At 71.4% G+C, this 22,248-nt stretch carries 22 protein-coding genes; 10 read left to right on the top strand and 12 right to left on the bottom strand.

Annotation, left to right across the window (positions count from 1 at the left end):
- Window positions 1-15: 15 nt before the first annotated feature.
- On the bottom strand, window positions 16-1,242 hold the full coding sequence (locus tag ACZ3YL_RS20740) for a serine hydrolase domain-containing protein (protein WP_465658948.1): 1,227 nt from the start codon (window positions 1,240-1,242) through the stop codon (window positions 16-18).
- A 229-nt stretch (window positions 1,243-1,471) separates the two neighbouring features.
- Entirely contained in the window at window positions 1,472-1,960 is a 489-nt protein-coding gene (locus ACZ3YL_RS20735; RefSeq protein WP_465658946.1) for a carboxymuconolactone decarboxylase family protein, read from the bottom strand.
- A gap of 119 nt (window positions 1,961-2,079) precedes the next feature.
- On the opposite strand from ACZ3YL_RS20735, the gene ACZ3YL_RS20730 reads away from it, so the two are divergent.
- From ACZ3YL_RS20730 to ACZ3YL_RS20720, 3 genes are all read left to right on the top strand, one after another.
- Window positions 2,080-3,051: a pirin family protein gene (locus tag ACZ3YL_RS20730; protein ID WP_465658944.1), complete on the top strand. Its 972-nt coding sequence runs from the start codon at window positions 2,080-2,082 to the stop codon at window positions 3,049-3,051.
- 190 nt (window positions 3,052-3,241) lie between these two features.
- Complete coding sequence (locus ACZ3YL_RS20725; RefSeq protein ID WP_465659020.1) at window positions 3,242-3,985, top strand: amidohydrolase family protein; 744 nt, start codon at window positions 3,242-3,244, stop codon at window positions 3,983-3,985.
- Between the two features lie 355 nt (window positions 3,986-4,340).
- Window positions 4,341-5,213 carry an alpha/beta fold hydrolase gene (locus ACZ3YL_RS20720; protein ID WP_465658942.1) on the top strand — a complete coding sequence of 291 codons (873 nt, stop codon included), beginning with the start codon at window positions 4,341-4,343 and terminating at the stop codon, window positions 5,211-5,213.
- A gap of 182 nt (window positions 5,214-5,395) precedes the next feature.
- On the opposite strand, the gene ACZ3YL_RS20715 is transcribed toward ACZ3YL_RS20720, so the two are convergent.
- A complete protein-coding gene (locus tag ACZ3YL_RS20715) occupies window positions 5,396-5,863 on the bottom strand; it encodes a MarR family winged helix-turn-helix transcriptional regulator (protein WP_188305017.1) in 468 nt (155 codons plus the stop codon).
- A gap of 56 nt (window positions 5,864-5,919) precedes the next feature.
- Here ACZ3YL_RS20715 and ACZ3YL_RS20710 point away from each other — a divergent pair, with 56 nt between their 5' ends.
- On the top strand, window positions 5,920-6,945 hold the full coding sequence (locus ACZ3YL_RS20710) for an NAD-dependent epimerase/dehydratase family protein (RefSeq protein WP_465658940.1): 1,026 nt from the start codon (window positions 5,920-5,922) through the stop codon (window positions 6,943-6,945).
- A 4-nt stretch (window positions 6,946-6,949) separates the two neighbouring features.
- Complete coding sequence (locus ACZ3YL_RS20705; RefSeq protein ID WP_465658938.1) at window positions 6,950-8,215, top strand: M24 family metallopeptidase; 1,266 nt, start codon at window positions 6,950-6,952, stop codon at window positions 8,213-8,215.
- Window positions 8,216-8,302: 87 nt separating this feature from the next.
- Here ACZ3YL_RS20705 and ACZ3YL_RS20700 read toward each other — a convergent pair whose 3' ends face one another.
- The 7 genes from ACZ3YL_RS20700 to ACZ3YL_RS20670 all read right to left on the bottom strand — a co-directional run bounded on the left by ACZ3YL_RS20700 (window position 8,303) and on the right by ACZ3YL_RS20670 (window position 15,449).
- A complete protein-coding gene (locus tag ACZ3YL_RS20700) occupies window positions 8,303-8,737 on the bottom strand; it encodes a nuclear transport factor 2 family protein (protein ID WP_188305014.1) in 435 nt (144 codons plus the stop codon).
- A gap of 166 nt (window positions 8,738-8,903) precedes the next feature.
- Window positions 8,904-10,280: a sensor histidine kinase gene (locus ACZ3YL_RS20695; protein ID WP_465658936.1), complete on the bottom strand. Its 1,377-nt coding sequence runs from the start codon at window positions 10,278-10,280 to the stop codon at window positions 8,904-8,906.
- Entirely contained in the window at window positions 10,261-10,938 is a 678-nt protein-coding gene (locus ACZ3YL_RS20690) for a response regulator transcription factor (protein WP_465658934.1), read from the bottom strand. The genes ACZ3YL_RS20695 and ACZ3YL_RS20690 overlap by 20 nt, the downstream gene beginning before the upstream one ends.
- 2 nt (window positions 10,939-10,940) lie before the next feature.
- Window positions 10,941-11,066 carry a hypothetical protein gene (locus ACZ3YL_RS20685; protein WP_465658933.1) on the bottom strand — a complete coding sequence of 42 codons (126 nt, stop codon included), beginning with the start codon at window positions 11,064-11,066 and terminating at the stop codon, window positions 10,941-10,943.
- Between the two features lie 131 nt (window positions 11,067-11,197).
- A complete protein-coding gene (locus ACZ3YL_RS20680; protein ID WP_465658931.1) occupies window positions 11,198-13,387 on the bottom strand; it encodes an MMPL family transporter in 2,190 nt (729 codons plus the stop codon).
- A 524-nt stretch (window positions 13,388-13,911) separates the two neighbouring features.
- Window positions 13,912-14,490, bottom strand: coding sequence for a TetR/AcrR family transcriptional regulator (locus ACZ3YL_RS20675; protein WP_188305010.1), 579 nt, complete (start codon window positions 14,488-14,490; stop codon window positions 13,912-13,914).
- A gap of 68 nt (window positions 14,491-14,558) precedes the next feature.
- Window positions 14,559-15,449: an SDR family NAD(P)-dependent oxidoreductase gene (locus ACZ3YL_RS20670; protein ID WP_465658929.1), complete on the bottom strand. Its 891-nt coding sequence runs from the start codon at window positions 15,447-15,449 to the stop codon at window positions 14,559-14,561.
- 441 nt (window positions 15,450-15,890) lie between these two features.
- On the opposite strand from ACZ3YL_RS20670, the gene ACZ3YL_RS20665 reads away from it, so the two are divergent.
- Entirely contained in the window at window positions 15,891-16,895 is a 1,005-nt protein-coding gene (locus ACZ3YL_RS20665; protein WP_465658927.1) for an MFS transporter, read from the top strand.
- Window positions 16,888-17,793, top strand: a complete 906-nt coding sequence (locus ACZ3YL_RS20660) for a thioesterase II family protein (RefSeq protein WP_465658925.1) — start codon at window positions 16,888-16,890, stop codon at window positions 17,791-17,793. Before ACZ3YL_RS20665 ends, ACZ3YL_RS20660 begins: the two co-directional genes overlap by 8 nt.
- Here the strand turns inward: ACZ3YL_RS20660 and ACZ3YL_RS20655 are convergent.
- Window positions 17,702-18,343 (bottom strand): DedA family protein, encoded by a 642-nt coding sequence (locus ACZ3YL_RS20655; protein ID WP_188305006.1) that lies wholly within the window; start codon window positions 18,341-18,343, stop codon window positions 17,702-17,704. The genes ACZ3YL_RS20660 and ACZ3YL_RS20655 overlap by 92 nt on opposite strands.
- 406 nt (window positions 18,344-18,749) lie before the next feature.
- Here ACZ3YL_RS20655 and ACZ3YL_RS20650 point away from each other — a divergent pair, with 406 nt between their 5' ends.
- Together ACZ3YL_RS20650 and ACZ3YL_RS20645 are read left to right on the top strand one after the other, a co-directional pair.
- Window positions 18,750-19,490 carry a rhomboid family intramembrane serine protease gene (locus ACZ3YL_RS20650; RefSeq protein ID WP_465658923.1) on the top strand — a complete coding sequence of 247 codons (741 nt, stop codon included), beginning with the start codon at window positions 18,750-18,752 and terminating at the stop codon, window positions 19,488-19,490.
- A gap of 100 nt (window positions 19,491-19,590) precedes the next feature.
- Window positions 19,591-19,989, top strand: coding sequence for a VOC family protein (locus ACZ3YL_RS20645; RefSeq protein WP_465658921.1), 399 nt, complete (start codon window positions 19,591-19,593; stop codon window positions 19,987-19,989).
- A 213-nt stretch (window positions 19,990-20,202) separates the two neighbouring features.
- Here ACZ3YL_RS20645 and ACZ3YL_RS20640 read toward each other — a convergent pair whose 3' ends face one another.
- Window positions 20,203-21,051, bottom strand: a complete 849-nt coding sequence (locus tag ACZ3YL_RS20640) for a helix-turn-helix transcriptional regulator (protein ID WP_465658919.1) — start codon at window positions 21,049-21,051, stop codon at window positions 20,203-20,205.
- 150 nt (window positions 21,052-21,201) lie between these two features.
- Between ACZ3YL_RS20640 and ACZ3YL_RS20635 the strand changes: the two genes are divergently transcribed.
- Window positions 21,202-21,981, top strand: a complete 780-nt coding sequence (locus tag ACZ3YL_RS20635; RefSeq protein WP_465658917.1) for an NAD(P)H-dependent oxidoreductase — start codon at window positions 21,202-21,204, stop codon at window positions 21,979-21,981.
- Window positions 21,982-22,248 lie beyond the last annotated feature (267 nt).

Genomic DNA, 22,248 nt, shown 5'->3' with positions numbered 1-22,248 from the left:
CCCGGCCGCTGCGGCTCAGCCGAGCTTCAGCCAGGTGTCACCCCCGCCCTGGTGGGTGCCGCAGAACGCCTCCTCCAGGAAGCCGCCCTGCGCGGCGAGTTGCGCGGAGGCCTGCACCGCGTCGCCCCTGGACGTCACGGACATCGCGACCTGGCGGGTGCCCGAGCTCCACAGCTGCGAGCTGAAGCCGGGCACCCCGCCGTCGTGGCCGTAGACCGGACCGCAGGACAGCTGCAGCCGTGCCAGCCCCAGCCCGTAGCCCAGGCCAGGGAGCCGGCCGTCGGCCTGCACCGGGATGGTCGTCTTCATCTCCCGCATCAGCTGGGGCGACAGCAGCCGACCGCCCAACAGGGCCTGCTCGAAGCGGTTCAGGTCGGCCAGGGTGGATATCAGCTCACCCGCGGAGTTCGCCCACGTGACGCTGGACACCGTGACGTCCCGGTCGCTGCGATCCTCCGGCGCCGGCCCCTCGGCGAGCGTCCAGTAACCGTGGGCGTGCGGGCCGCGGATGTCGGTGGCCGCGCCGGGGAAGTACGTTCCGGTCAGCCCGAGCGGCCGGAGGATACGGGCGGTGATCTCCTGGGCGTAGCCATGGCCGGTCACCCGCTCGATGATCATGCCGAGCAGGGTGTAGTTGACGTTGGAGTAGCTGAACTTCGCCCCGGGCGGGAAGTTGGGCGCGTGCGCCACCGAGGCCGCCACCACCTGGGCCGGGGTGATGGAGCGGGTCAGGCCGCCCTGGTCGAGCCAGTCGCGGATCACCACCGGGTCCGTGGTGTGCGGGAACAGCCCGCCCTCCTCGTTGGTCGGATCCCACAGGCCGGAGCTGTGGTTGAGCAGTTGGCGGACGGTGATGTGCCCGCCGTTGGGGACCACCCCCAGCAGGTAGCGCTCGACCGGCTCGTCCAGGACGATCCGCCCCTCCCCCACCAGCTGGAGCACGGTGGTGGAGGTGAACGTCTTGGTGATGCTCCCGGCCCGGAACCGCCCGTCCGTCCGCACCGGCGCACCGGAGGCGAGGTCGGAGACGCCGGAACCCGCTCGCCAGACCCCGCCCTCGTCCCGCACCTCGGCTATCGCCGAGGCCGCCCCGGCCCCGGTCACCGCCTTCAGCGCGGCCGACCGCGCTTCACCCTCGACCCGGACGACGGCCGTGCCCGGCGCGGCGCTCCCCGATTCGGCGGCGCCCGCCGACGCGACCGGCGCGGCGAGCGCCAGACAGACGGCTGCTGCCGCCACCATCACGGAAACCGTACGACGTGTCATGTGACCCCCTCGTCCACGGCGGGCCCCCGCCCGCCTCCGAGACCACAGCCTCGCCGCAGGCCTGATACTCCGTCATCCCCCACCGGGAGGAACCGGTCGTACTCCGACCAACGTAGGCACTACGCCGAACGGCGGAGGCCGACCGGCCGACCCACCCCTTCGCCGGCACGCCCACCGGCAGCTCCCCCGCCGACTCCCGCCGACCCTAGAGCCCCGGCGTCGGCCGGACCGGGTGCTTGCTCATGATCGACACCCGGTTGAAGGTGTTGATGGTGATCGCCACCCAGATCACCGCCGAGATCTCCGCCTCGGTGAGCGCCTCCCGCGCCAGCCCGTACGCGGCCTCCTGCGCGGCCGCGTCCGAGGGGTTCGTGGTCGCCTCCGCCAGCGCCAGCGCGGCGCGCTCCCGCGCGGTGAACAGCTCGGTGTCCCGCCAGGCCGGCAGCACGCCGAGCCGCTGGGTGGTCTCGCCCTCGCGCAGCGCGGCCCGGGTGTGCACGTTCAGGCAGTAGGCGCAGCCGTTGATCTGCGAGACCCGCAGGTTGACCAGTTCCACCAGCCGCCGGTCCAGCCCGGCCTCGGCCGCGCCCTCGCGGGCCGCCTCGGCGGCGGCGAGCGCCGCCTTGTAGGCCTTGGGGCTCTGCTTGTCGATGAAGACCCGCCGCTCCGCCGGAACCACCGTCACATCACTCACCTGTACTCCTCGACTCCCGTGCCATCATCGGCGCACTGCCGTTCGACACTCTGCCATGCCATAATAGTTGAATCTAGAACTACCTGACAGTCGAGATCACCCTGGGAGGGACCACAGCCGTGAGCACCGCCGAGACCGAGCCGCGCCCCGCCGCCGGACCGCAGCACCAGCAGGACCCGTTCGTCGAGGTGCTGTCCCCCCGGGACGTCCCACTCGGCGGACCGCGCGCGATGACCGTCCGCCGCACCCTGCCGCACCGCTACCGCCGGCTCATCGGCGCCTGGTGCTTCGTCGACCACTACGGCCCCGACGATGTCGCCCGGACCGGCGGCATGGACGTCGCGCCCCACCCCCACACCGGCCTGCAGACCGTCAGCTGGCTCTTCACCGGCGAGATCGAGCACCGGGACAGCCTCGGCGTCCACGCCTTCGTCCGCCCCGGCGAACTCAACCTGATGACCTCCGGCCACGGCATCTGCCACTCCGAGGTCTCCACCCCCGCGACCACCGTGCTGCACGGCGTCCAGCTCTGGGTCGTCCTGCCCGACGAACACCGCGACACCGCACGGGACTTCCACCACCACGCCCCCGAACCCGTCGCCCTGGACGGCGCCGACGTCCGCGTCTTCCTCGGCACCCTGGCCGGCCGCACCTCCCCCGTCCCGACCTTCACCCCCCTCCTCGGCGCCGAACTCACCGTCGCCCCGCACGCCACCGTCACCCTGGCCGTCGACCCCGCCTTCGAACACGGCCTCCTCGTCGACCACGGCGAGGTCCGCCTCGCGGGCGCCGACCTCCACCCCGGCGACCTCGGCTACCTCGCCCCCGGCCCCACCGCCCTGACCGTCACCAACACCACCGACGCCCCCGCCCGCCTGATCCTCCTCGGCGGCGCCCCCTTCGAGGAGCAGATCGTCATGTGGTGGAACTTCATCGGGCGGTCTCACGAAGACATTGCCCGAGCCCGCGAGGAATGGATGAGCTCCGCGAACCCCGACCGCTTCGGCGCCGTCGAGGGCTACCCGGGCGACCGGCTGCCCGCCCCGGAGCTCCCGGGAATCCCCCTCAAGCCCCGCGGAAACGTGCGCTGACCTGCATGTCAGGCAATCGGGGGTGTGGTGGCCCGGGCCACCGCACCCCCGACCCGAAGTACCCCTGCGCTCACCTCGAAGCGCCCCCGTCGGCACTCGCTTCCGCACTCGACGCATGACACGGTTCGACCATCCGCGACAGCGTCTGACAGGACTGATGCTGACCCGATCCTGAGGCTGCTGCCGGTCCATCGGAATCGATCGCGGCACTCGCCCGGCCCCGCAAGCCGCCGCGGCGGGACTGGAGCGTGCGGTCACGCACCTGGGCCTGCGCGGCGCGATGCTGTACGGGCGCACCGGCTCCCTGCCGGCCGACGCCCCGGAGTTCGACGGCCTCTACGGCACCGCCGAACGGCTCGGCGTGCCACTGCACTTCCACCCGCAGACCCCGGTACAGGCGGTCCAGGACGTCTACTACTCAGGACTGCCCCACGGAGTCGGCCGCGCGCTCGCGACCGCCGGGCTGGGCTGGTACTACGACCTCGGCGTGCAGTACCTCCGCATGATCTTCTCCGGCGTCTTCGACCGCCACCCCGGCCTTCAGGCGATCGCCGGACACTGGGGCGAGGTCGTCCTGTTCTACCTCGACCACATCGGCATCCTGCAGGACATGGCCGAGCTGGAACGTCCCCTGGCCGACTACTTCCGGCACAACTTCTGGATCGCCGGAAGCGGCACGGTCAGCGAGCGCTACCTCCGCTGGACGGCCGAAGTCGTCGGAACCGACCGCATGCTCTACTCCACCGACTACCCGTACACCTACGGCACCCGGCCAGGAGGCTTCCCCTACCTCGACACCAGCCGGGGAGTCGCCCGCACCTTCCTCGAACAAGCGCCCTTCACCGAACAGGAGAAGGCCGCGATCGCCTCCGGCAACTGGGAGCGGCTGACCGGCCCGATCACCACCGGCCACGGACATCGGCCAACGGCCTGACAGGTAGGAGGACTGCGGCCGGGGCTGTGAAGTCCTCGACCCTGCCCAGCAGGCCGGCCTCGCCGCACTGGAGGATGAGATGACCTGAGGGCACCGGGCCGCGCCGGAAGGCGGTGATCCCCTCCCCGCAGGTAGGGCCAACCCCCGCCCCGATCCGGTGGTCACCGCCATCGCGACCGGCCGCGCCGACTTGCAGGCTTGAGAGTGTCAGAAGACCCTCGTAGCAGCGGACTTGCCGATGGCCGGCACCAGGTCTTCGCGCACCGGCAGTCCGCCCCTCGCGAAAGGCACTCCCGTGGCCGTCCCCACCTCACCGCGCCGCCGACTCCGGTATGCCGCAATCGCCTTGGCCGGCGTGACGGTCGCGACCTGCACCCTCGGCGCCTGCGACTCGACCAGGACACAGGCCGCGCCACCGGCCGGCGCCTCCGCGACCGCGTCCGCGCCCGCCTCCGGGGCGACTGCCGCCGAACCCTCGCTGCACATGATCACCAACGAGGGCCACAAGCTGGCCTTCTACGTCACCCCCGGCCGCCTCCCGGCCATCCTCCTGGACGCCGGCGGCGGACTCGACGCGTCCTCCTGGAGCAAGATCGCCCCCGCCCTCGCCAAGAACACCGGCTCCGAGATCATCACCTACGACCGCACCGGAGAAGGCAGGAGCGACGACGTCCCCGGGCCGTGGAAGGCCCAGAACGCCGCCGACGACCTCGCCGCAGGCCTCACCCAGCTCGGAGTCACCAAGAACGTCGTCCTGGTCTCGCACTCCCTGGCCGGCGAGATCGCGACCGCCTTCGTCCAGCAGCACCCGGACCGGATCGCTGGCGCGGTCCTGGTCGACGCCAACCTCCCGCAGTTCTTCACCGACAGCGAGACCGCCAAGCTCGTCGCCGCGAACACCCCGCAGATCGACGCACTCAAGCAAGCGCCCCAGACCCGCGAAACCCGCCAACTCCTCGCCGAGGCCGCCGACTACGGCCCCGTCCACCTCGCGTACCACCAGCTGATCTGGCCCCGGTCCGTCCCGGCCACCGCGATCGTCTCCTCCCAGACCCCGCTCCCGACACCCGACGACGCGCAGCTGTGGCGCCAGGCCCAGCAGGACTTCGTGAGCGCCGCACCCAACCGCCACCTCGTCACCGCCGAGAACAGCTCGCACGACATCCCCGACGACCGGCCGGACGCGGTCATCAACGCCGTGCAGGACATGGTGAACCAGGTCCGCTAGGCAGACCCGCGGCACCTTCGTGATCATTCACGCGACTGCGGACAGCCGCGCACACGTGACCAACGCGCCGATCCGACGGGGCAGCCCCCGCCACATCAGGGCGGTCAAGCGGTCGACGGGAGTTCGGGGTCAGCCGACGCGGCCGAGCGTGGCGCGGCCGACCTGCCGATGTCCTTCACCAGCTACGGGCGCTGCGGGTTGCGCATTTTCGTCAGCAGCGCCAGCAGGGTGTCCTGTTCCCGCGCGTCAAGGCCGGCGAACAGTCCGGAGGCGTGCAGCCGGGACCGGAGGGCCTCCCACAGTTCGTGGCCCTGTTCGGTGAGGACCAGGATGCGCTTGCGGCCGTCGGAGGGGTGGGGCCGGCGGGCGACGAGTCCCATGCTCTGGAGCTTGTCGGCGGCGAGGCTGACCGTGGAGGGGTCGCAGTTCAGGCGAGCCGCCACGTCCCGCATGGTCGGCGGCTCGGTTCCCGGGGCGAGCGCCCACAGCGTGCCGGTGACGGAGGTCGGGACCCCGAACTCGCCGAGCACCTGGGCCACGACCGCGTCCGCGGCGTTCCCCACCTCCACGAGAACACGGACGATCTCAGCCTTCCGCTCGACGTCCGCCGGGCTGGGCATCGATGCCTTCGCGGCATGGCTTGCGGTCATGACCCCATGGTAGCCTCTCAATATCAATGAGAAACTCAATGATATTGGGGGCTCACATGGCCGATACCCACTGCGGTGAGACGGTGCTCGTCACGGGCGGGACCGGCTACCTGGCCGGCTGGGTGATCGCGGGCCTGCTCCAGCGCGACTACCGGGTGCGCACCACCGTGCGCAGCCTCGACAAGGCCCAGCAGGTGCGCGACGCCGTGAGTGCGCAAGTGGGCCGGCAGGCAGCCGGGACCATCGAGTTCGCGGCCGCCGACCTCCTGGGCGACGACGGCTGGGACCGGGCGACCGCCGGCGCCGACTACGTGCTGCACACCGCCTCGCCGATGCCCTTCGGTCCGGGCACGGACCTCATCACCACCGCCCGCGAGGGCACCCGCCGCGTCCTGGGTGCCGCCGCCCGTGCCGGGGTCAGGCGTGCCGTGCTCACCTCGTCCGGCGTCACGGCCGACAGCGGCGCGCCGGACACACCCGCGACCGAGACGACCTGGAGCGAACCGTCCGGGACCCCGCTCCGCGCGTACCCCGACTCCAAGATCCTCGCCGAGCGCGACGCCTGGGACCTCGCCGCCGCCACCGGGCTCGAACTGACCGCCATCCTCCCGACCTTCATGCAGGGACCCACCCTGGGCACATCGAACAGGCCGGGCACGGTCGAGGTGATCCGCCGTCTGCTCGCCCGGGAGATTCCCGCCGTGCCGAACATCGGCTGGAACATCGTCGACGTGCGCGACATCGCCGAACTCCACCTCCTCGCCATGACGAGCCCGGCCGCCGCAGGCCAGCGCTACCTGGGTTCGGGCACCTTCCTGTGGTACCGGCAGATCGCCCGCATCCTGCGCGAGAGGTTCCCGGACGAAGCCGCGAAGGTGCCCGTCCGCACCATGCCCGACCTCGTGGTCAAGCTGCTCGCACGGCGCAATCCGCAGCTGGCGATGGTGCGGCACGAGCTCGGCCGCATCAGGCTCGTCGACAGCAGCAAGGCACGTACTCAGCTCGGCTGGCAGCCCCGCCCCACCGAACAGACCATCATCGACACCGCCGCGGCACTCATCGCCGCATCAAGGAAGGGCTAGCAGCATGCCGTTCCCACCGATGCCCCGTACTCCCGTTCCCGTCTACTCACTGGCCGAGCGAGACCGGCGCTGGGACCTGGCGCGCGGCTTCATGGAACGGGAGGGCCTCGACGCTCTGGTGGTGTTCGGCGAAGGAGACGCCGGGCCCGCGCCCCTCGCCTTCGACAGCTGGTTCACCAATGACCGGCCAGGCGTCCTCCTCGTCTTCCCGCGCGACCGGACACCGACAGCGCTCGTGCCGATCCCGACGTTCCTCTTCGACCATCGGGAAGCAGCCCACCGGGGCGAGGACCTGTGGCTTGCCGCGAACGACCTGCGTCTGGGCCGGCAGTCCCACCAACTCGTCCAGGTCTTGCAGGACTTGGGGCTCAGCAACGGATCCGTGGGGGTCATCGGCCTTGACCCGTACCTTCCCGCGCATCCCGAAGGGCGAATCCCCTACCCGTTCTGGGACACCGTGCTGGTCCTCCTGCCCCGCGTCGACTTCCGCGGTGTCGGGCACGCGTTCGCCCGTCTCATGATGCCGCTGGGCGACGAGGAGGTCGCCGTGGTGCGTCATGCCGCCCGCATCGGCGATGCGATGGCAGCGGCCATGGTGGCCACGGCCGCACCGGGCATCTCCGAAGCGCACGTGTTCGCCGCAGCCATGGCCACCGCGTACCGGCACGGCAGCCTCGCGCCCCACCTGCACTTCTGCTCGGGCCCGGCACCATCGGCATCCGGGCAGCCCGCCTGGGGCTACCGGCCGCAGGCGCCGCGCATCCTGCAGGAGGGCGACCTCATCGCCACGGAGATCTTCAGCACCTTCGGCGGCCGTCAAACGCAGCATCAGGCCGCCATCGCCATCGGCGAGGTCCACCCGATGATCGAGCACGCCGCCAGGATCGCGAACGCGTGCTACACCGCCGGTCTGGCAACGCTTCGCGCGGGCGCGACGTTCGGAGACGTCTCCGAGGCCATGCTGGCGCCCGCCGAGGCGGTCGGCGCCTGGTTCCGCGGCCCTCAGATCCATGGACTGAACCCCTACGGCGCCTTCAGCCGCATCCCTGGGGGACCCATCCAGGCCGACGGCGGTGACCGGTACCCGACCGCGGCGCCACGACCTGCGACGCTGGCCGGCATGACGCTGGAGCCCGGCATGTCCTTCGCCTTCGAGCCGAGCTGCGGAATCGGCGACCACATGGTCACCATCGGCGGGACGGTTCTCGTCGGCGAGGACGGGCCGGTCGAACTCAGCCCACTCACGGCAAGGCTGCTGCGGGCCGCCTAGGGCGTGTCTGACGATTCGCGTCGGATCAGCGCGCGGCGTAGGGGTGCGTGCATCGCAAGGCAGAGGAGGGAGTCCATGCGGACTTCCCTACCAGACCGGCCCGTTCCTCCTGAAGAAGTCGATCAGCCCTTGGGTGTCGGACTGGTAGACGTCCACCTTGCTGATCGTGCGGCCCCTCACCTCGTACCGCTCGAACTGCTGATAGCGGAAGGTCTCACCGCTGGCGCGCGCGGTGAAGACCGCGCTCCAGAGGCCGGCGAGCCGGTCGCCGTCCCCGAAAATCTCTCCCTCGACGAACTGCCACGTCGAGAACTGATCCAGCCAGCCCGGAACCTTCTGGAAGAACTCGTCGCGGCTCGTGGTCGTCCCGCCGTACGGCAGTGCCGAGGGCTCGGTGATGACGACGTCGTCGGCGAGCGCCGCGGCCAGTGCGACTGGATCCTGCGACTTCATCGCTTCGTAGAAGAACTGGATTACCGAGGCACTCATGGTCATCCCTTCGTTGAAGTTGCTGCTGTGCATCGGGCGGCATCGCGTCGCGCGAAGGCCGCTGTGCGGGCTGCGGGGTCGCCGCCTCCGCCGGCAGCGTCAGCGGCGACCCCGACGCCGAGGACACCGCCCACGCATACCTGCACGCCTGCGCCACCTCCCCGGCGGGCGGCGTCCCCCGAAGCTGCATGACCGACCGTCATGAGGCCGCGCCCGCGTCGCTTGCGGGCAGGCGTACTTCGAACAGGGCGCCGGTGGCAGAGCCAGGGTCGGCGGCGGCAACGGTGCCACCGTGCGCTTTGGCGATCTCCCGGACCAGCGACAGGCCGAGCCCCGCCCCGGAGTCGTGGCCGCCGCGGGCTCGGGAGGTCTCGAGTCGGACGAAGCGGTCGAAGACGCGGTCGCGGTCCTCGGGCGGGATGCCGGGGCCGTCGTCGCGCACCTTCAGCAGCGCGGTGCCCGGTGCCTCCATGCGGACGGTGATGTCGACGCGGCCGGCGGCATAGCGGGTGGCATTGTCGACGAGGTTGCCGAGCAGGCGCGTGAGCTGGTCCGGATCGCCGGCCACACCGACGGGCGCGTCGGCGTGTACCGCGACCGGGACGCGCCCGGCCTGGTCGTCGGCGAGATCGCGGGCCAGCGAGGCCAGGTCGACGGGTTCGCGGCGGGCGACGAGGGTGTCGGCATCGGAACGTGCGAGGAGCAGGAGCTGCTCGACCAGACGTTGCATGCGGGTGGCCTCGGTGACGGCCCGTTCGGCCAGCAGCGGCCAGGGGGCTCGGTCGGGGTGGGCCAAGCCCACTTCGAGGGAGGTACGCACAGCGGTGAGCGGGGTGCGCAGTTCGTGGGAGGCGTCGGCGACGAAACGCCGTTGCTGTTCTGCCGAGGTCTCCAAGCGTCCGAGCATGGTGTTCAGGGTGCGGGCGAGGCGCGCGATCTCGTCGTCGTTCCCGGGCTCGGGAATGCGCCGGTGCAGGTCGCTCGCGGTGATCTCGGCGGCCTCGGCGCGCATGCGTTCCACCGGTCGCAGGGTGCGGCCGATCAGGAGCCAGGAGACGCCCACGGCGGCGATCAGGACCGCGGGCAGCACATAGAGGAGGTGTCCTTGGATATCGCTGGTGAGCAGGGAGAGCAGTTCGGTGGAGCCTCCGACGTAGATGACCACGGGGGTGCTCCCCTCCATGTAGCGCTGGGCGATGACGCGCTCGTCGGCGGCCGCGCGGGAGGGTGCGGGCACGGGGGCGGTACTGCCTGCGGGGAGGGTGTAGCGCGCAGGTTGGCCGGCCGCGTTGGCGGTGGACGCGATGACCTGCCCGCTCTGGTCCACGACCTGGGCCCAGGCGTTGAAGCCCCCTGGTGCGGGTGGCAGCGGTTTGGGCCAGGTGTCGCCGACGTCGCTTCGGGCGATGGTGTCGGCGTAGGCGCTCAGGGTGGTCTTCACGTTGGTGCGCACGGCCTGGACGACGGTGGCGGCCAGGACGGCGACGGCCAGCGCGACGGTGACGGTGATGGCCGCTGCGGCCAGGGCGGTCAGCCGCAGTCGCAGCGAGGAGCGCTTAGAGCTGAACCGGTTCAACGCGGTACCCCGCTCCTCTGACGGTGTCGATGGTGCGGGTGCCGAAAGGCTGGTCGATCTTGCGGCGCAGATGGTGGATGCGGACCTCGACGACGCCGGGGTCGGTCTCGCCGAAGTCGTCCCAGCAGTGCTGGAGCAGTTCGCTCTTGGACACCACCCTGCCCTGCGCGCGCAGCAGGTACTCCAGCACGGAGGCCTCGCCAGAGGTGAGGGCGATGTCCGTGCCGGCGCGCCGGACGCGGCGGGTGGCGGGATCCATGACCAGGTCTCCCGCGCGAAGTTCGGCGGGGCGCTGCTGGGCGCGCCCGCGGAGCAGGGCACGCATGTTGGCGAGCAGGACCGGGTACTCGAACGGCTTGGTGAGGTAGGCGTCGGCGCCGAGGTCGAGGCCTTCGGCCTGGTCCAGGGCGGCGTCCATGGCGGTGAGCATCAGGATCGGCGTCCAGTTGCCCGCGGCGCGGAGCCTCGTGGTGATCTGGTAGCCGTCCAGGCCCGGCAGCATGACGTCGAGGACGATCAGGTCGAAGGGGTGCTCGGAGGCCTGCCACAGGGCTTCGTTCCCGTCGGCGACCAGCTCGACCGTGTATCCCTCGGCCCGTAGGCCCCAGGACAGGGACGCGCCGATGGTTTCGTCGTCTTCTACCACGAGGATCCGCATGGCTACACCTTCGCACTGGCGGCGCAGCCCGGGCCGGGGGCACCGCCTTGGCTCTTCCCGGAGCCGGCGGTGGGTGTGATGGTGATCGCGTCGTTGGTGGTCGGTTGCGGGGTTCGGTGCAGGTTCATCTTGCGGTTCCTTGGCCTGAGGGAGGAGCGGAGATCTGGGCGGACCGCGGGCTGGGGCTTGGGTGGATCGGCGGGGCGGGCCCCTGGGATGCCGGGGTTCGGCGTCTGGGGCCCGCCGTACGGGCTCTGGGTCAGGGGCGCAGGGACTGAAGGGCTGCGGTGCTGAGCCGGTCGTCGCTGCCGTCGCCGTCCTCGTCGTCGACATCGTGGTGGTCGGCAGCGGTGGAGGGCTTGACCCGCAGCAGGCGGGCGGCCCAGGTGGGCAGGTACCAGTTGGCCTTGCCGAACAGCACCACCAGGGCGGGCGTGAGCAGGGTGCGCACGACCAGGGCGTCGATCAGGACGCCGGCGGCCATGCCGGTGGCCATCATCTTGATGGTGACATCGGGCGCGGAGGACAGGGACGCCAGGGCCAGGAAGAGGATGAGGGCAGCGCTGGTCACGAGGCGTCCGGTACGGGCGATCCCTTCGACGACGGCGCCGTTGGTGTCTCCGGTGCGGTCGAAGGCTTCACGGACGCGGGCGAGGATGAACACCTCGTAGTCCATCGAGACCCCGAACAGGAACCCGAAGAGGAGCATCGGGACGAGCGGGTTGATCGATCCGGTGGCGGGGATGCCCCACAGGCTGTTGGAGCCGTAGCCGAGCTGCCAGATGAGCACCAGGACGCCGTAAGCAGCTCCCACGGAGAGGATGTTGAGGGCGACGGCCTTGGCGGGCAGCAGCAGGGAGCGCATGCCCCGGGCCAGCAGCAGGAAGGTGACCAGCGCGACGACGACGAACAGCAGCGGGAACCAGTGCATCAGAATGTGGGTCAGGTCGGTGTTCTGGGTCTGCTCGCCGCCGATGAGCGCGTTGTGCGGAGCCGCTGCGCGCAGGTCGGCCACGGTGGTTCCGGCGTGGGCGGTACCGACCTGGGCGTTGGGCAGGCCCATGATCACCGAGGTGCCGTGCTGGTTCCACTGCGGGGCGCCGGAGACCAGGACGCCGTGCATGGAGGGCAGCGCCCGCAAGGAGGCGGCGGTCGCGGCCGGGTCGGTGCCGACGGGCAGTTCGACCGGCACCGATGTGAGCACCCCGGTCGGGAAGCCGTCGTGCTGGAGCTGGACCAGGGCCTGCTCGGCGGGGCCGTTGGGGGCGAGCGAGGTGCCGGCGGGCTGGTTCATGTTGATGGTCGCGCCGAACACGCACAGCACTCCCAGGATCGCGGCGCCGATCGCGGCGGCGGTCTTGGGCCGCTTCACGATCTGCTGCGCGCTGCGGGTCCACGTCCGGCTGGGGGTGCTGACAACCTTGCGCTTGCGCAGTCGGATCCTGTCCAGGCGCGGTCCGATGCTGGACAGCAGCAGAGGCACCGTGGTCAGGGCGACGAGGGCGGCGATGGACGGGATGAACAGTCCCGACAGGCCGACGCCCTGGATGAACGAGACGGGTATGACGGTCAGCGCGAACAGGCCGAGGGAGGCGATCAGGGCGCTGAAGGCGACGGAGTGGCCGGCCTTCCTGAGCGACCGGACGACGGCCTCCTTGTTGTCGGCGCCGTTGTCGCGCTCCTCGCGCCAGCGGTTGACCAGCAGCAGCGCGTAGTCGACGGACAGGCCCAGGCCCAGCAGGGCGACGATGAACTGCACCGAGGGGTTGATGGCGAGGTCGGTGGCGTAGGTGAGGCCGTAGATGGCCACCTGCATGGTGAGCACCGAGACGATCGCCGAGATCAGCGGCAGGATCGCGAGCGCAGAACCGAACACCCACGCGAGGACGATCAGTGCGAGGCCGATACCGACCAGGATCTCGCTCAGCACGCTGCCGCCGGAGCTGGTGCCGCCGTTGCCGAGCTGCTCGAGGCCGGTGGTCTGCGCGTGCGCGCCGGGGACCTGGCGGGCGATGGCCGCTCCCATGGCATCCATCACCTCCTGCGGGACCGGGTCGCCCATGGCGGGCGGGTAGACCATGATCAGGGTTGCGGTGCCGTTGTTGCCGACCAGGGCCCTGTCGCCGGTGTTGGCGTAGGACAGGTCGCGTACCTGCGGCACCTGGGCGGCAACCTTGTCGGCCGCGGCCAGCCCGGCCCTGGCCTGGGGACTGTCGACGGTGGTGCCGGCGGGCAGGTCCACGACCAGGACGCTCGGGTTGGCCGCGACGCCGCCGTAGTGCTGTTGCAGGGACTTGTTGGCGGTGTAGCTGGGCGCGCTGATGGTCGTGCCGCTCTTGAGCCGGCCTGACACCTGCGGCGCCATGAGGACGCCGACGACCGTGATGGCGACCCAGATGAGCGCCACCCAGATGCGGTGCAGCATCACGAATGCGGCGAAGCGTTCCATGACTTCCTACCTCCAAGGCGGCGGGGGTCCGCAGTCGCAGACCACTCACGCTGCCGAAGCTAGGAGGCCGCAGCTTTCGGTTTGCTTAACCTGTCGCCCTCGCGCTGACGACCGTGCAGGTCGCGCTGGCCGCGGGGTGGCGTTGGTGTACGGACCTGCTTGTGCTCGACCTTGCGGGGCCGACGAACCATGGGGGACAGTCGGCCCCGTTGCGCGGAAGTGCGGCCTGCGCGGGCCGCGGCCGGGGCTCCAGCGTCTGTGCTGACCACTGCCCACGGTAGGGAGGTGGGCATCGTTTGCGCTTGAACCACAGCGCCGTACCCGTCACGTAGCAGCTGTGGTCGCGGGCCCAGTGCATGACCGGGCTGTCGGCGCGGGCGGCGGCGATCATCCGGTCGGGTTCCTCGTCGTGCTCGGCGCTCGCACGCCGGACGACCTCAGGGGGACGGCGATCGCAGACCGGCGCGCCATGCAGGTCGTGGCGGCAGGTGCGGATCACCCCGGTTGGTGTGCGGGTGGTGTTCTCACGTGTGCTGTGGCGTGGTGTGCAGTCCTTCGAGGAGTGTGGCCAGGTAGCGGTGTGCGGTGTCGATCCGGTCGGCGGGTGTGCCGCCGTGGACGTTGACGGCGTAGGCGATGCCGCACATGAGCGGGACGAGGTCGGTGGCGGCCAGGTCGCGTCGGACCGTTCCGGCATCGCGAGCCCGGCCGAGGAGTGCGGTGCCGACCGACCGAAGTGTCTCTTTGAGTTCCGTGGTGCGCGGCAGGGTGTCGGTGGCTGCCGCGGCGACCGGGGCGAGGGACGCGTCGGTGACCTGCGCTTCGACGGTGCGGTACAGGAAGCCTTCGAGGGCGCGCCAGGGGTCGGTGCCGGTCAGAGCTTGCCGGCCGTGGTCGGCCAGGGCTTCCAGGCAGGGAGTGGCGACGGTCTCCAGTAGCGCCTCGGGGGTGGCGAAGTGCCGGTAGACGGTGCCGACTCCGAGTCCGGCGCGGCCGGCGACGTCGTTCAGCTGCAGGGGTGTGCCCTGGTCGACCAGGGCACGGGCGACCGCGACGATCCGGTCCCAGTTGCGGGCCGCGTCCTTGCGCAGGGGCGTCGTCATGGGGGACATGATAACCGGATTCTCCATCCGGATGATGCCCCCCGACGGCACTCGCACCGCCTGGCGGGTCAGGTGACGGTGAGAGGTGCGTACCGTTCACTGAGCCGGCGCACGTCCCGGGCGATGCGGGGGTCGGTCGCTGCGCGCAGCGGCGACACCGGGTGCACCTGGGCCCCGATGACGATGCCGGTCCGGCCCGCGAGGGCTTCGTCGGTGGCGGCGACGATCGAGGGCCGGGCAGCCACGGACGCCGGGCCCGAGGTGGAGCGTTCGAACTTGCGGCGCACCAGCGGCCACAGCAGTCGCAGGGCCGGTGAGACGATCCGCGGGTCGGTCATGGTGCCGTTGGTCATGTCGGTCGCGGCGCCTCCCGGGTCGGCGGCGAAGACGGAGGCGGCCGTGCCCTTCAGCCGGTTCGCCAGGTCGAGCGTGTAGGCGAGGTTGGCGAGCTTGGCGCGGCCGTACCAGTGGAAGCCGTAGTAGCCGCCGGGCGGCTCGACGGCGTCGAAGGCCCTCTTCGCGAGCCCGACCGCGCCCGAGGTCACGTTCACGATCCTGCTCGGCGCCCCGGCTGTCAGCGTGGGCAGCAGCAGTTCCGTCAGCAGGTACGGCGAGAGGTGGTTGACGACGAACGACGCTTCGATGCCATCCAGGGTCTGTCGCTGCGGGAACATCGCCCCGACGTTGTTGACCAGCACGGTCAGCGGGTCGCCGGAGGCGGCGTGCTCGGCGGCGATCCGGTCGGCGAGCGCGCGCACCTGGTCGAGCGAGCCGAGGTCGGCGGGCAGGAACCGTCCGGGATGCGCCGGGTTCGTTGCGTTGATTCGGTCGACCGCCCGGGCACCGCGGCCGGCGTTGCGTCCGACCACAGTGACCGAGAACCCGGCGTCGGCCAGTCCCAGGGCCGTCTCCAGCCCGATGCCGGCCGTCCCCGCTGTGACCACTGCTGTCTTCACCATGTGCACCTCCACCCAGATATTCGGATAGTTCATCCGCTTGCTGAGACAGTAGCACACAACCGGATGACCTATCCGCTTAGCGGTGTCGGGCGGCGGTCAGGCACTGCCGGGCGCCATGAGGCCGCGCCGATCCGAGCACGCCGGACGGCCTGGGCGCCCATCGGCCGCTACGCCCTGGACGCCTGACGTGCTCCCGCTCGGGCCGTAGGGTCAGTCCGTCGTGGTGGATCGCGCTGGACTGTCCGGGGCCGTCGAAGGTGAGGACGTGGTAGCCGCGCTCCAGCCCGCCCGCCGCCGTGGAGGAGCTGCGCCGGCGGCTGAGCGAGCGCGGTGTGGACGCCCGTCGGCTGCACATCGCCGCCGCCGGTCACAGCGCGCAGGTCGAGCCGATCCTGGACGAGTTCGCCGCCAGGATCTCCGAGTTGGATCGTCGCCGACCTGGTGCGGGCGGCGGTGCTGCTGGCCGTGCCCGTGAGCGCGCTCTGCGGGGTGCTGCGGCTGTGGGTGCTCTACCCGGCGGCGCTGGTGGTCGGGGTGATGACGGTCTTCTTCGACCTCGCGGCCCAGTCCTTCCTGCCCACCGTGATCGGTGCGGAGCGCTTGGTCGAGGGCAACTCCAAACTGCAGCTCTCCACCACGGTGGGGCAGTTGGGCGGCCCGAGCATCGGCGGCCTCCTGGTCCAGTGGCTGACCGCGCCCGTCGCGGTGCTGGCCAACTCGGTCGGCTTCGCGGTGTCCGGCGTGCTGGTCCTGCTGATGCGGGCACGGGAGGAGCCGCGCCCGGCCCGGGCGGAGCGGGCGGCGCTCGTCACCGAGATCCGGGACGGGCTGAGATCGGTCTTCGGCCATCGCCTGCTGCGGCCGATCGTGTTGACCGCGGGCCTGGGCAACCTGTTCGGCATGGGCCAGGCGGTGCTGCTGCTCTATGCGGTGCGTGAACTGCACCTGTCCGCGGGGGCGTTGGGTGGCGCGCTGGCCGTCGCCAACGGCGGTGTACTGGTCGGCTCGCTGCTCAACGAGCGGCTGACCGGCCTGCGCGGAGTCGGGCCCGCCCTCGGTGGCTCGGCCGTGCTGATGGCGGGCGCGCTCCTGCTGCTCCCGCTGGCCACCCCGACGAGCGCGGTGCCGGTTCTCGTCGCGGCCATGGCGCTGGCGGGGTTCAGCGCCGCCGTCTTCAACATCAACTCGGTGAGCCTGCGCCAGTCCGTCACCCCGCCCGAGCTGCGTGGGCGGATGACGGCAACGTTCCGGTTCGTCAACTGGGGCGCGATCCCGGTCGGCACCTTCGCCGGCGGTGCCCTGGTCGGGCCGCTCGGCCTGCGCACGGTCGTATGGCTGCTCGGTCTGGGCGGCCTGCTCGCGGCGCTGCCGGCGCTGGGGCCGGCCGTCCGCTCCCTGCGGGAGATCCCCGGCCCCACCCCTGCGAAGGAGGTCGTCCATGCCTGAGCACCGACCCGCACTGCTGGTCTGCCGCCGTCGGCGGCCCGATGCCGCAGTCCGGCTGTACTGCTTCGCCCACAGCGGCGGCTCGCCGGGGGAGTTCGTCCGCTGGGGCGACGAACTTCCCGAAGCCGAGATCTGGGGCGTGCAACTCCCGGGCCGTGGCTCGCGGATCGACGAGCCGGGGCACACCCGGATCGAGCAGGCCGTCGCCGACATCGTCGAACACGCCGACTTCCGGGGCCGGTTCGCCTTCTTCGGCCACAGCCTGGGCGCGCTCGTCGCGTTCGAAACGGCCCGGGCCCTGCGGGACCGCGGGCTGCCGCAGCCGGAACGGCTGTACCTCTCCGCCTGCGTCGCCCCCGACCTGCCGCGCGGCGTGCCACCGATCCACCACCTCGGCGACCGCGAGCTGTTCGCGGCCATCCAGGGCCAGTACGGCTCGCTGCCCGCCGAGATCGCCGACGACGAGGAGCTGCTGGCACTGATCATGGCCACCCACCGGGCCGACTTCGAGATGGTCGACAGCCACCGGCACACCCCGGGCGCGCCGCTGGCCCTGCCCCTGCACGTCGTCGCCGGCACCGAGGACCGTCTGTCCACCGCCTGCTCTGAGAATCGATTCCCAAACCGCGTGAGACGCCTCGTGGTCGATCGTTCGTCCGGATCGATCTCTTTCGGGTGGCCGCTCGACGGTGGGTGCATGAGAGAAGGCATCGACGACAAGGGTCGCCGGGTGGGTCCGCCGACTCGCTCCGCGTGCCCCGGGAGCCCACACCGCCGGGCCGGGCGGCCGGTCGGGGCCGTCCGGTTCAGGGCTCCCGCCCGCCCCCGTCATCCGACGGCTCCCGCCCCCGCGAACGGTGTCGCCGGACGTACCAGACCAGCAACACGGCGGCGATGATCACGGCGATCGTGAGGGCGGCGACCCGGCCGACGGTGCCCTCCACCCTGGTGTAGGCGGCTCCGGCGAAGTAGCCCAGGAGGGTGAAGCCGACGCCCCAGGCAAGCCCACCGAGGGCGTTGTAGAACAGGAACCGGCGGTACGGCATCCGGGACATCCCGGCCAGCGAGGGCACCAGCGGGCGGAAGAACGCGACGAAACGGCCGACGAAGACGGCGGCCGGCCCGCGTCGGCGGATCGAGTCCCGCACCGCGTCGACCTGCTTCGCATGGCGCCGCAGCGGCCGGGTGCGCAGGATCGCCGGGCCGAGGTGTCGGCCGATCTCATAGCCGGCGGAGTCCCCGAGAACGGCCGCGCAGACCACGACCAGGACCATCCAGCCGAGGGAGACGCTGCCCTGGTGGGCGATGAAGCCGCCGAGGACGGCGGCGGTCTCGCCGGGGATGAAGAAGCTGAAGAACAGGGCGTCCTCGGTGAAGACCATGCCGCCGACGACCGCGTACACCACCGGGCCGGACAGGCCGCGCAGCCAGTCGGTGATCGCATGCATCGGCCACACCTCGTCGGCGATCGAGCCCCTTTTCGCCCCAAATGTAACGCCTGCCCCGCGCCGGCCGTCGCGGTGGCGGCAGCAGGGCACGGGCGAGCGCCATCGGGCCCGGCTCCTGGCCGAGACCGACCGGCGCTAGGTGCCCCGGGTCGACAACTCGGTCCACGCGTCGGCGTCGTGGAAGGTGCCGTCCCCGCCGCGCTCGTACCCGAACCCGCCCGGTGACCGGTGACCGGTGGCCGACCTCCAGGGTGATCGCCCACTGTGACGACTGTCATGGCCATCCAGTGATCATCCGCGCTGGCGTGGGGCGCCGCCCGATTGCGAGGATGGGCCGCGTCGACGGGGCGAGGTGCCCCGAGGCTGTTCGAACGGGGGGTCGGCGATGTCGCCGCACGAAATCGGGTTGTACGCAAGCGCTGCCGTGGTGATCGGTGTGGGACTAAGGGCGTTGGTGCTGGTCAGCCCCACGAACGGCCCCACGAACGGCCCCGCGAGCGACTCCGGGGCCGGCGGCGCGGCGGCCGACCGCCCGGCGAATGCCGGCGGGCCGGGCGACGTGCTGGCGGTGGTCCGCGCGGCCCTGGCGCGGCGCCCCTGGGCCACCCTCGCCCTGTTCGCGGTGATGGCGGTGATGGCGGTGGTCCAGTACGCGGTGCCCTCCGTCGTCGAGGATCTGATGCGCCGGCCGGACGCCCTGTCGGACGGGCAGTGGTGGCGGGCCGTGACCGCACTGCTGGTGCAGTCCTCGGGCGCAATGCAGATCGCGATCAACCTGCCGGCCCTGCTCGTGGTCGGCGCGGTCGCCGAGGCGGTCCTCGGCTGGTGGCGGACCCTGGCCGTCTTCCTCGTCGGCGGTGTCCTGGCGCACGTGGTCAGCCTGGCCGGCTGGTCGCCCCGAGGCGGCGGCGACTCGGTGGCCGTCTGTGCCCTCCTGGGCGCCGTGGCCGTCACCTGCCTGCTCGGCGCGAACACCCCCCGCCGCCCCTTCAAGGAGATCTGGTACCTGCTCCTCATCCCCGCCGCGGGAACGCTGCTCTGCCTCATGCGGAACAACCACGGCATCGGCCTGGTCGCGGGCTGCCTGCTCGGCCTCGCCCTCACCCCTCGCACCAGGCACCGGCTCGCGGAGCCCGCCGCCGCGTAGCCTCACAGACCGGCCGCCCGACCCAGCCGTGCCCACCGCTTCCCGCTCCCGGGCCCGCCGGTGCAGGTGAACGCGAACAGCGGCTGTGGGAGGGTGGATCATGCCCTTGAGCGATTTCCACCTGCGTGCTTCGGTCGCCGTGTCCGACATTCAGCGAGCAGTCGCGTTCTACGAAGGAAAGCTGGGCCTGCGGGCCTTGCGGGCCGGTCCCAGCGCCGACATCCCCGACGGCAGCCGCGTCTACGGTTCCGGTGGCGGCCCGGCGCTGAACGTGTACCAGTCGGGCACCGCGGGGAAGTCGCGGGCGACCATGGCGGTTTGGTACGTCGACGACATCGAGCAGGTCGTCGACGAGCTCACCGCCGCCGGCGTCGACTTCACCCGCTACGACGGGCTGGAGCACGACACCAAGGGCATCACCGCGCGAGCCGGCGGTGGACGTATCGCGTGGTTTCAGGATCCGGACGGCAACACCTTCGCCATCGAAGCCGACGTCTGAGCGCCAGGACACCGTCCGAAGCCCCGGGACCGGGCTCAGCCTCCGTCCCGCCCGGCCGCTGTCGGGAGGACGGTTCAGGCGTTCCGCGGAGTTGCTCGTCGTTCAACCGACAGCTTCGGGAGCACCGGGACCGACTCCGACACCTCGATGCACGCCCAACCACGTGGTGCCCGGCGAACGGTCGGCAGCAGGAGCAGGCACGTCAAAGGCGCGTCACTCGCGGATCCGGGCGTTCACCGGGGGATGCGCGTCACCGGTGTCCGCGTCCAGGCCGGCGAGCAGGCGCAGCCCGTCCTCGGCGGGGCTGCCGGGGGCCGCGGACAGCACCAGGAGCTCGATGCCCGATTCGTCCGGCAGTGCGAAGTTCTCCTGGTGCAGTTCCAGCAGCCCGACCAGGGGGTGCCGGTACGCCTTGCGTCCATGGGTGCGGGCGCGCACGTCCGCGCGGGCCCAGAGGCGGCGGAAGCGCTCGCTGCCCATCGCCAACTCGCCGATGAGCGAGGCCAGTCCGGGGTCCTCGGGGTACTGGCCGGCCGCCAGGCGAAGGTGCCCGACCACGTCGAGGGTGCAGTTCTCCCAGTCCGCGTAGAGGCCGCGCTCGGCCTCCTCCAGGAAGATGTGCCGGGCGGTGTTCAGGCCCGGCATCGGGCGGCCGAAGAGGAGCCGGCCCAGGCGGTTCCCGGCGAGTACGTCCATGCGGTGGTTCATGATCAGCGCGGGTGCGTCGGTGACCAGGTCGAGGACGCGCAGCAGCTCCGGCCGGATCCGGCCGCCCGGCGACTTCGGACGGCGGCGGCGCTGCCGGGCGAGGCGGTAGAGGTGCCCGCGTTCGGTCTCGTCGAGGTCGAGCACGCGGGCGAGCGCGTCGAGCACCTGCTCGGAGGGCTGGGTCGCGCGGCCCTGCTCCAGCCGTACGTAGTAGTCGACGCTGACGCCGGACAGGTGCGCGACCTCTTCTCGGCGCAGCCCTTCGACCCGGCGGCGGTTGTCGGTGGGGATGCCGACGGCCGCCGGATCGACCCGGGCACGCCGGGTCCGCAGGAAGCCCGCAAGATCGTCCATGCCCCCCAGTATGGCCTCGGCCGTGTCCGCGAGGGTGGCCCTGCCATGACCAGGAAGTCCGGTCCGATGGACGCGGAGCCCCTGAACACCGGGCGCCGCGGCGTCCAGGATCGAGGACATCCGCACGGCATCCGATCCGAAGGAGTTCCCATGAAGACGCTGATCGTCCACGCCCACCCGGAGCCGAAGTCGCTCAACAGCTCACTGAAGGACCTCGCGGTGTCCACTCTGGAGAACGCCGGGCACCAGGTGCGGGTGAGCGATCTCTACGCGATGAACTGGAAGGCGGTCGTGGACGCCGCGGACTACGGCCCCGAGGCTTCGAGTCCGCTGAAGGTCGCCCTGGACTCGGGCCGGGCCTTCCAGGCCGGGACGCTCACCCCGGACGTCCGCGCCGAGCAGGAGAAGCTGCTGTGGGCCGACACGGTCATCTTCCAGTTCCCGCTGTGGTGGTACTCGATGCCCGCGATCCTCAAGGGCTGGGTGGACCGGGTGTTCACCTACCGCTTCGCGTACGGCGTCGGCGAGCACAGCGACACCAAGTACGGCGAGCGGTTCGGCGAAGGGACCCTCGCGGGCCGGAGGGCTCTGCTGTCGGTGACCACCGGCGGCCCGGAGTCGCACTACGCCGCCCGCGGGATCAACGGCCCCATCGACGACCTGCTGTTCCCGTTCCAGCACGGCATCCTCTACTACCCGGGCATCGAGGTACTGCCGCCGTTCGTGCTGTACGGCACCGACCGGTTGACCGACGAGGACTACCCGGCCGTCGCCAAGGCCTGGGAGCAGCGCCTGCTCACCCTGGAGTCGACCGAGCCGATCGCGTTCCGGCGGCAGAACTTCGGCGACTACGAGATCCCCTCGCTGCACCTGAAGGAGGGCCTGGAGCCCCCCGGCCGCACCGGCTTCGGGCTGCACGTACGCGGCTGACCGCCGGCGGCGGAACGGCACGGGACGGGACGGGACGAGATAGAACGGCGCGGGACGGGACGGGACCGGACGGGACCGCGAAGCGGTCGGCGCGGCCGGGTACATCGGGCAACGGATAATCCGGCGTTCAGGTTCATCCGAATTCACTTCGACCCGGCTTCTCATGAAAGGGCGCCAGGACTCCCGAAGCCGTCATATGGATTCCGTAAGGAGCGGCTGGACGCCGGATTTCATGGCCTACGATCCATCTTTGCCGAGTAGAAAGAC

The sequence above is a fragment of the Kitasatospora sp. NPDC023176 genome (assembly GCF_055560495.1).
This window is presented reverse-complemented; position numbering and strand designations above follow the sequence as displayed.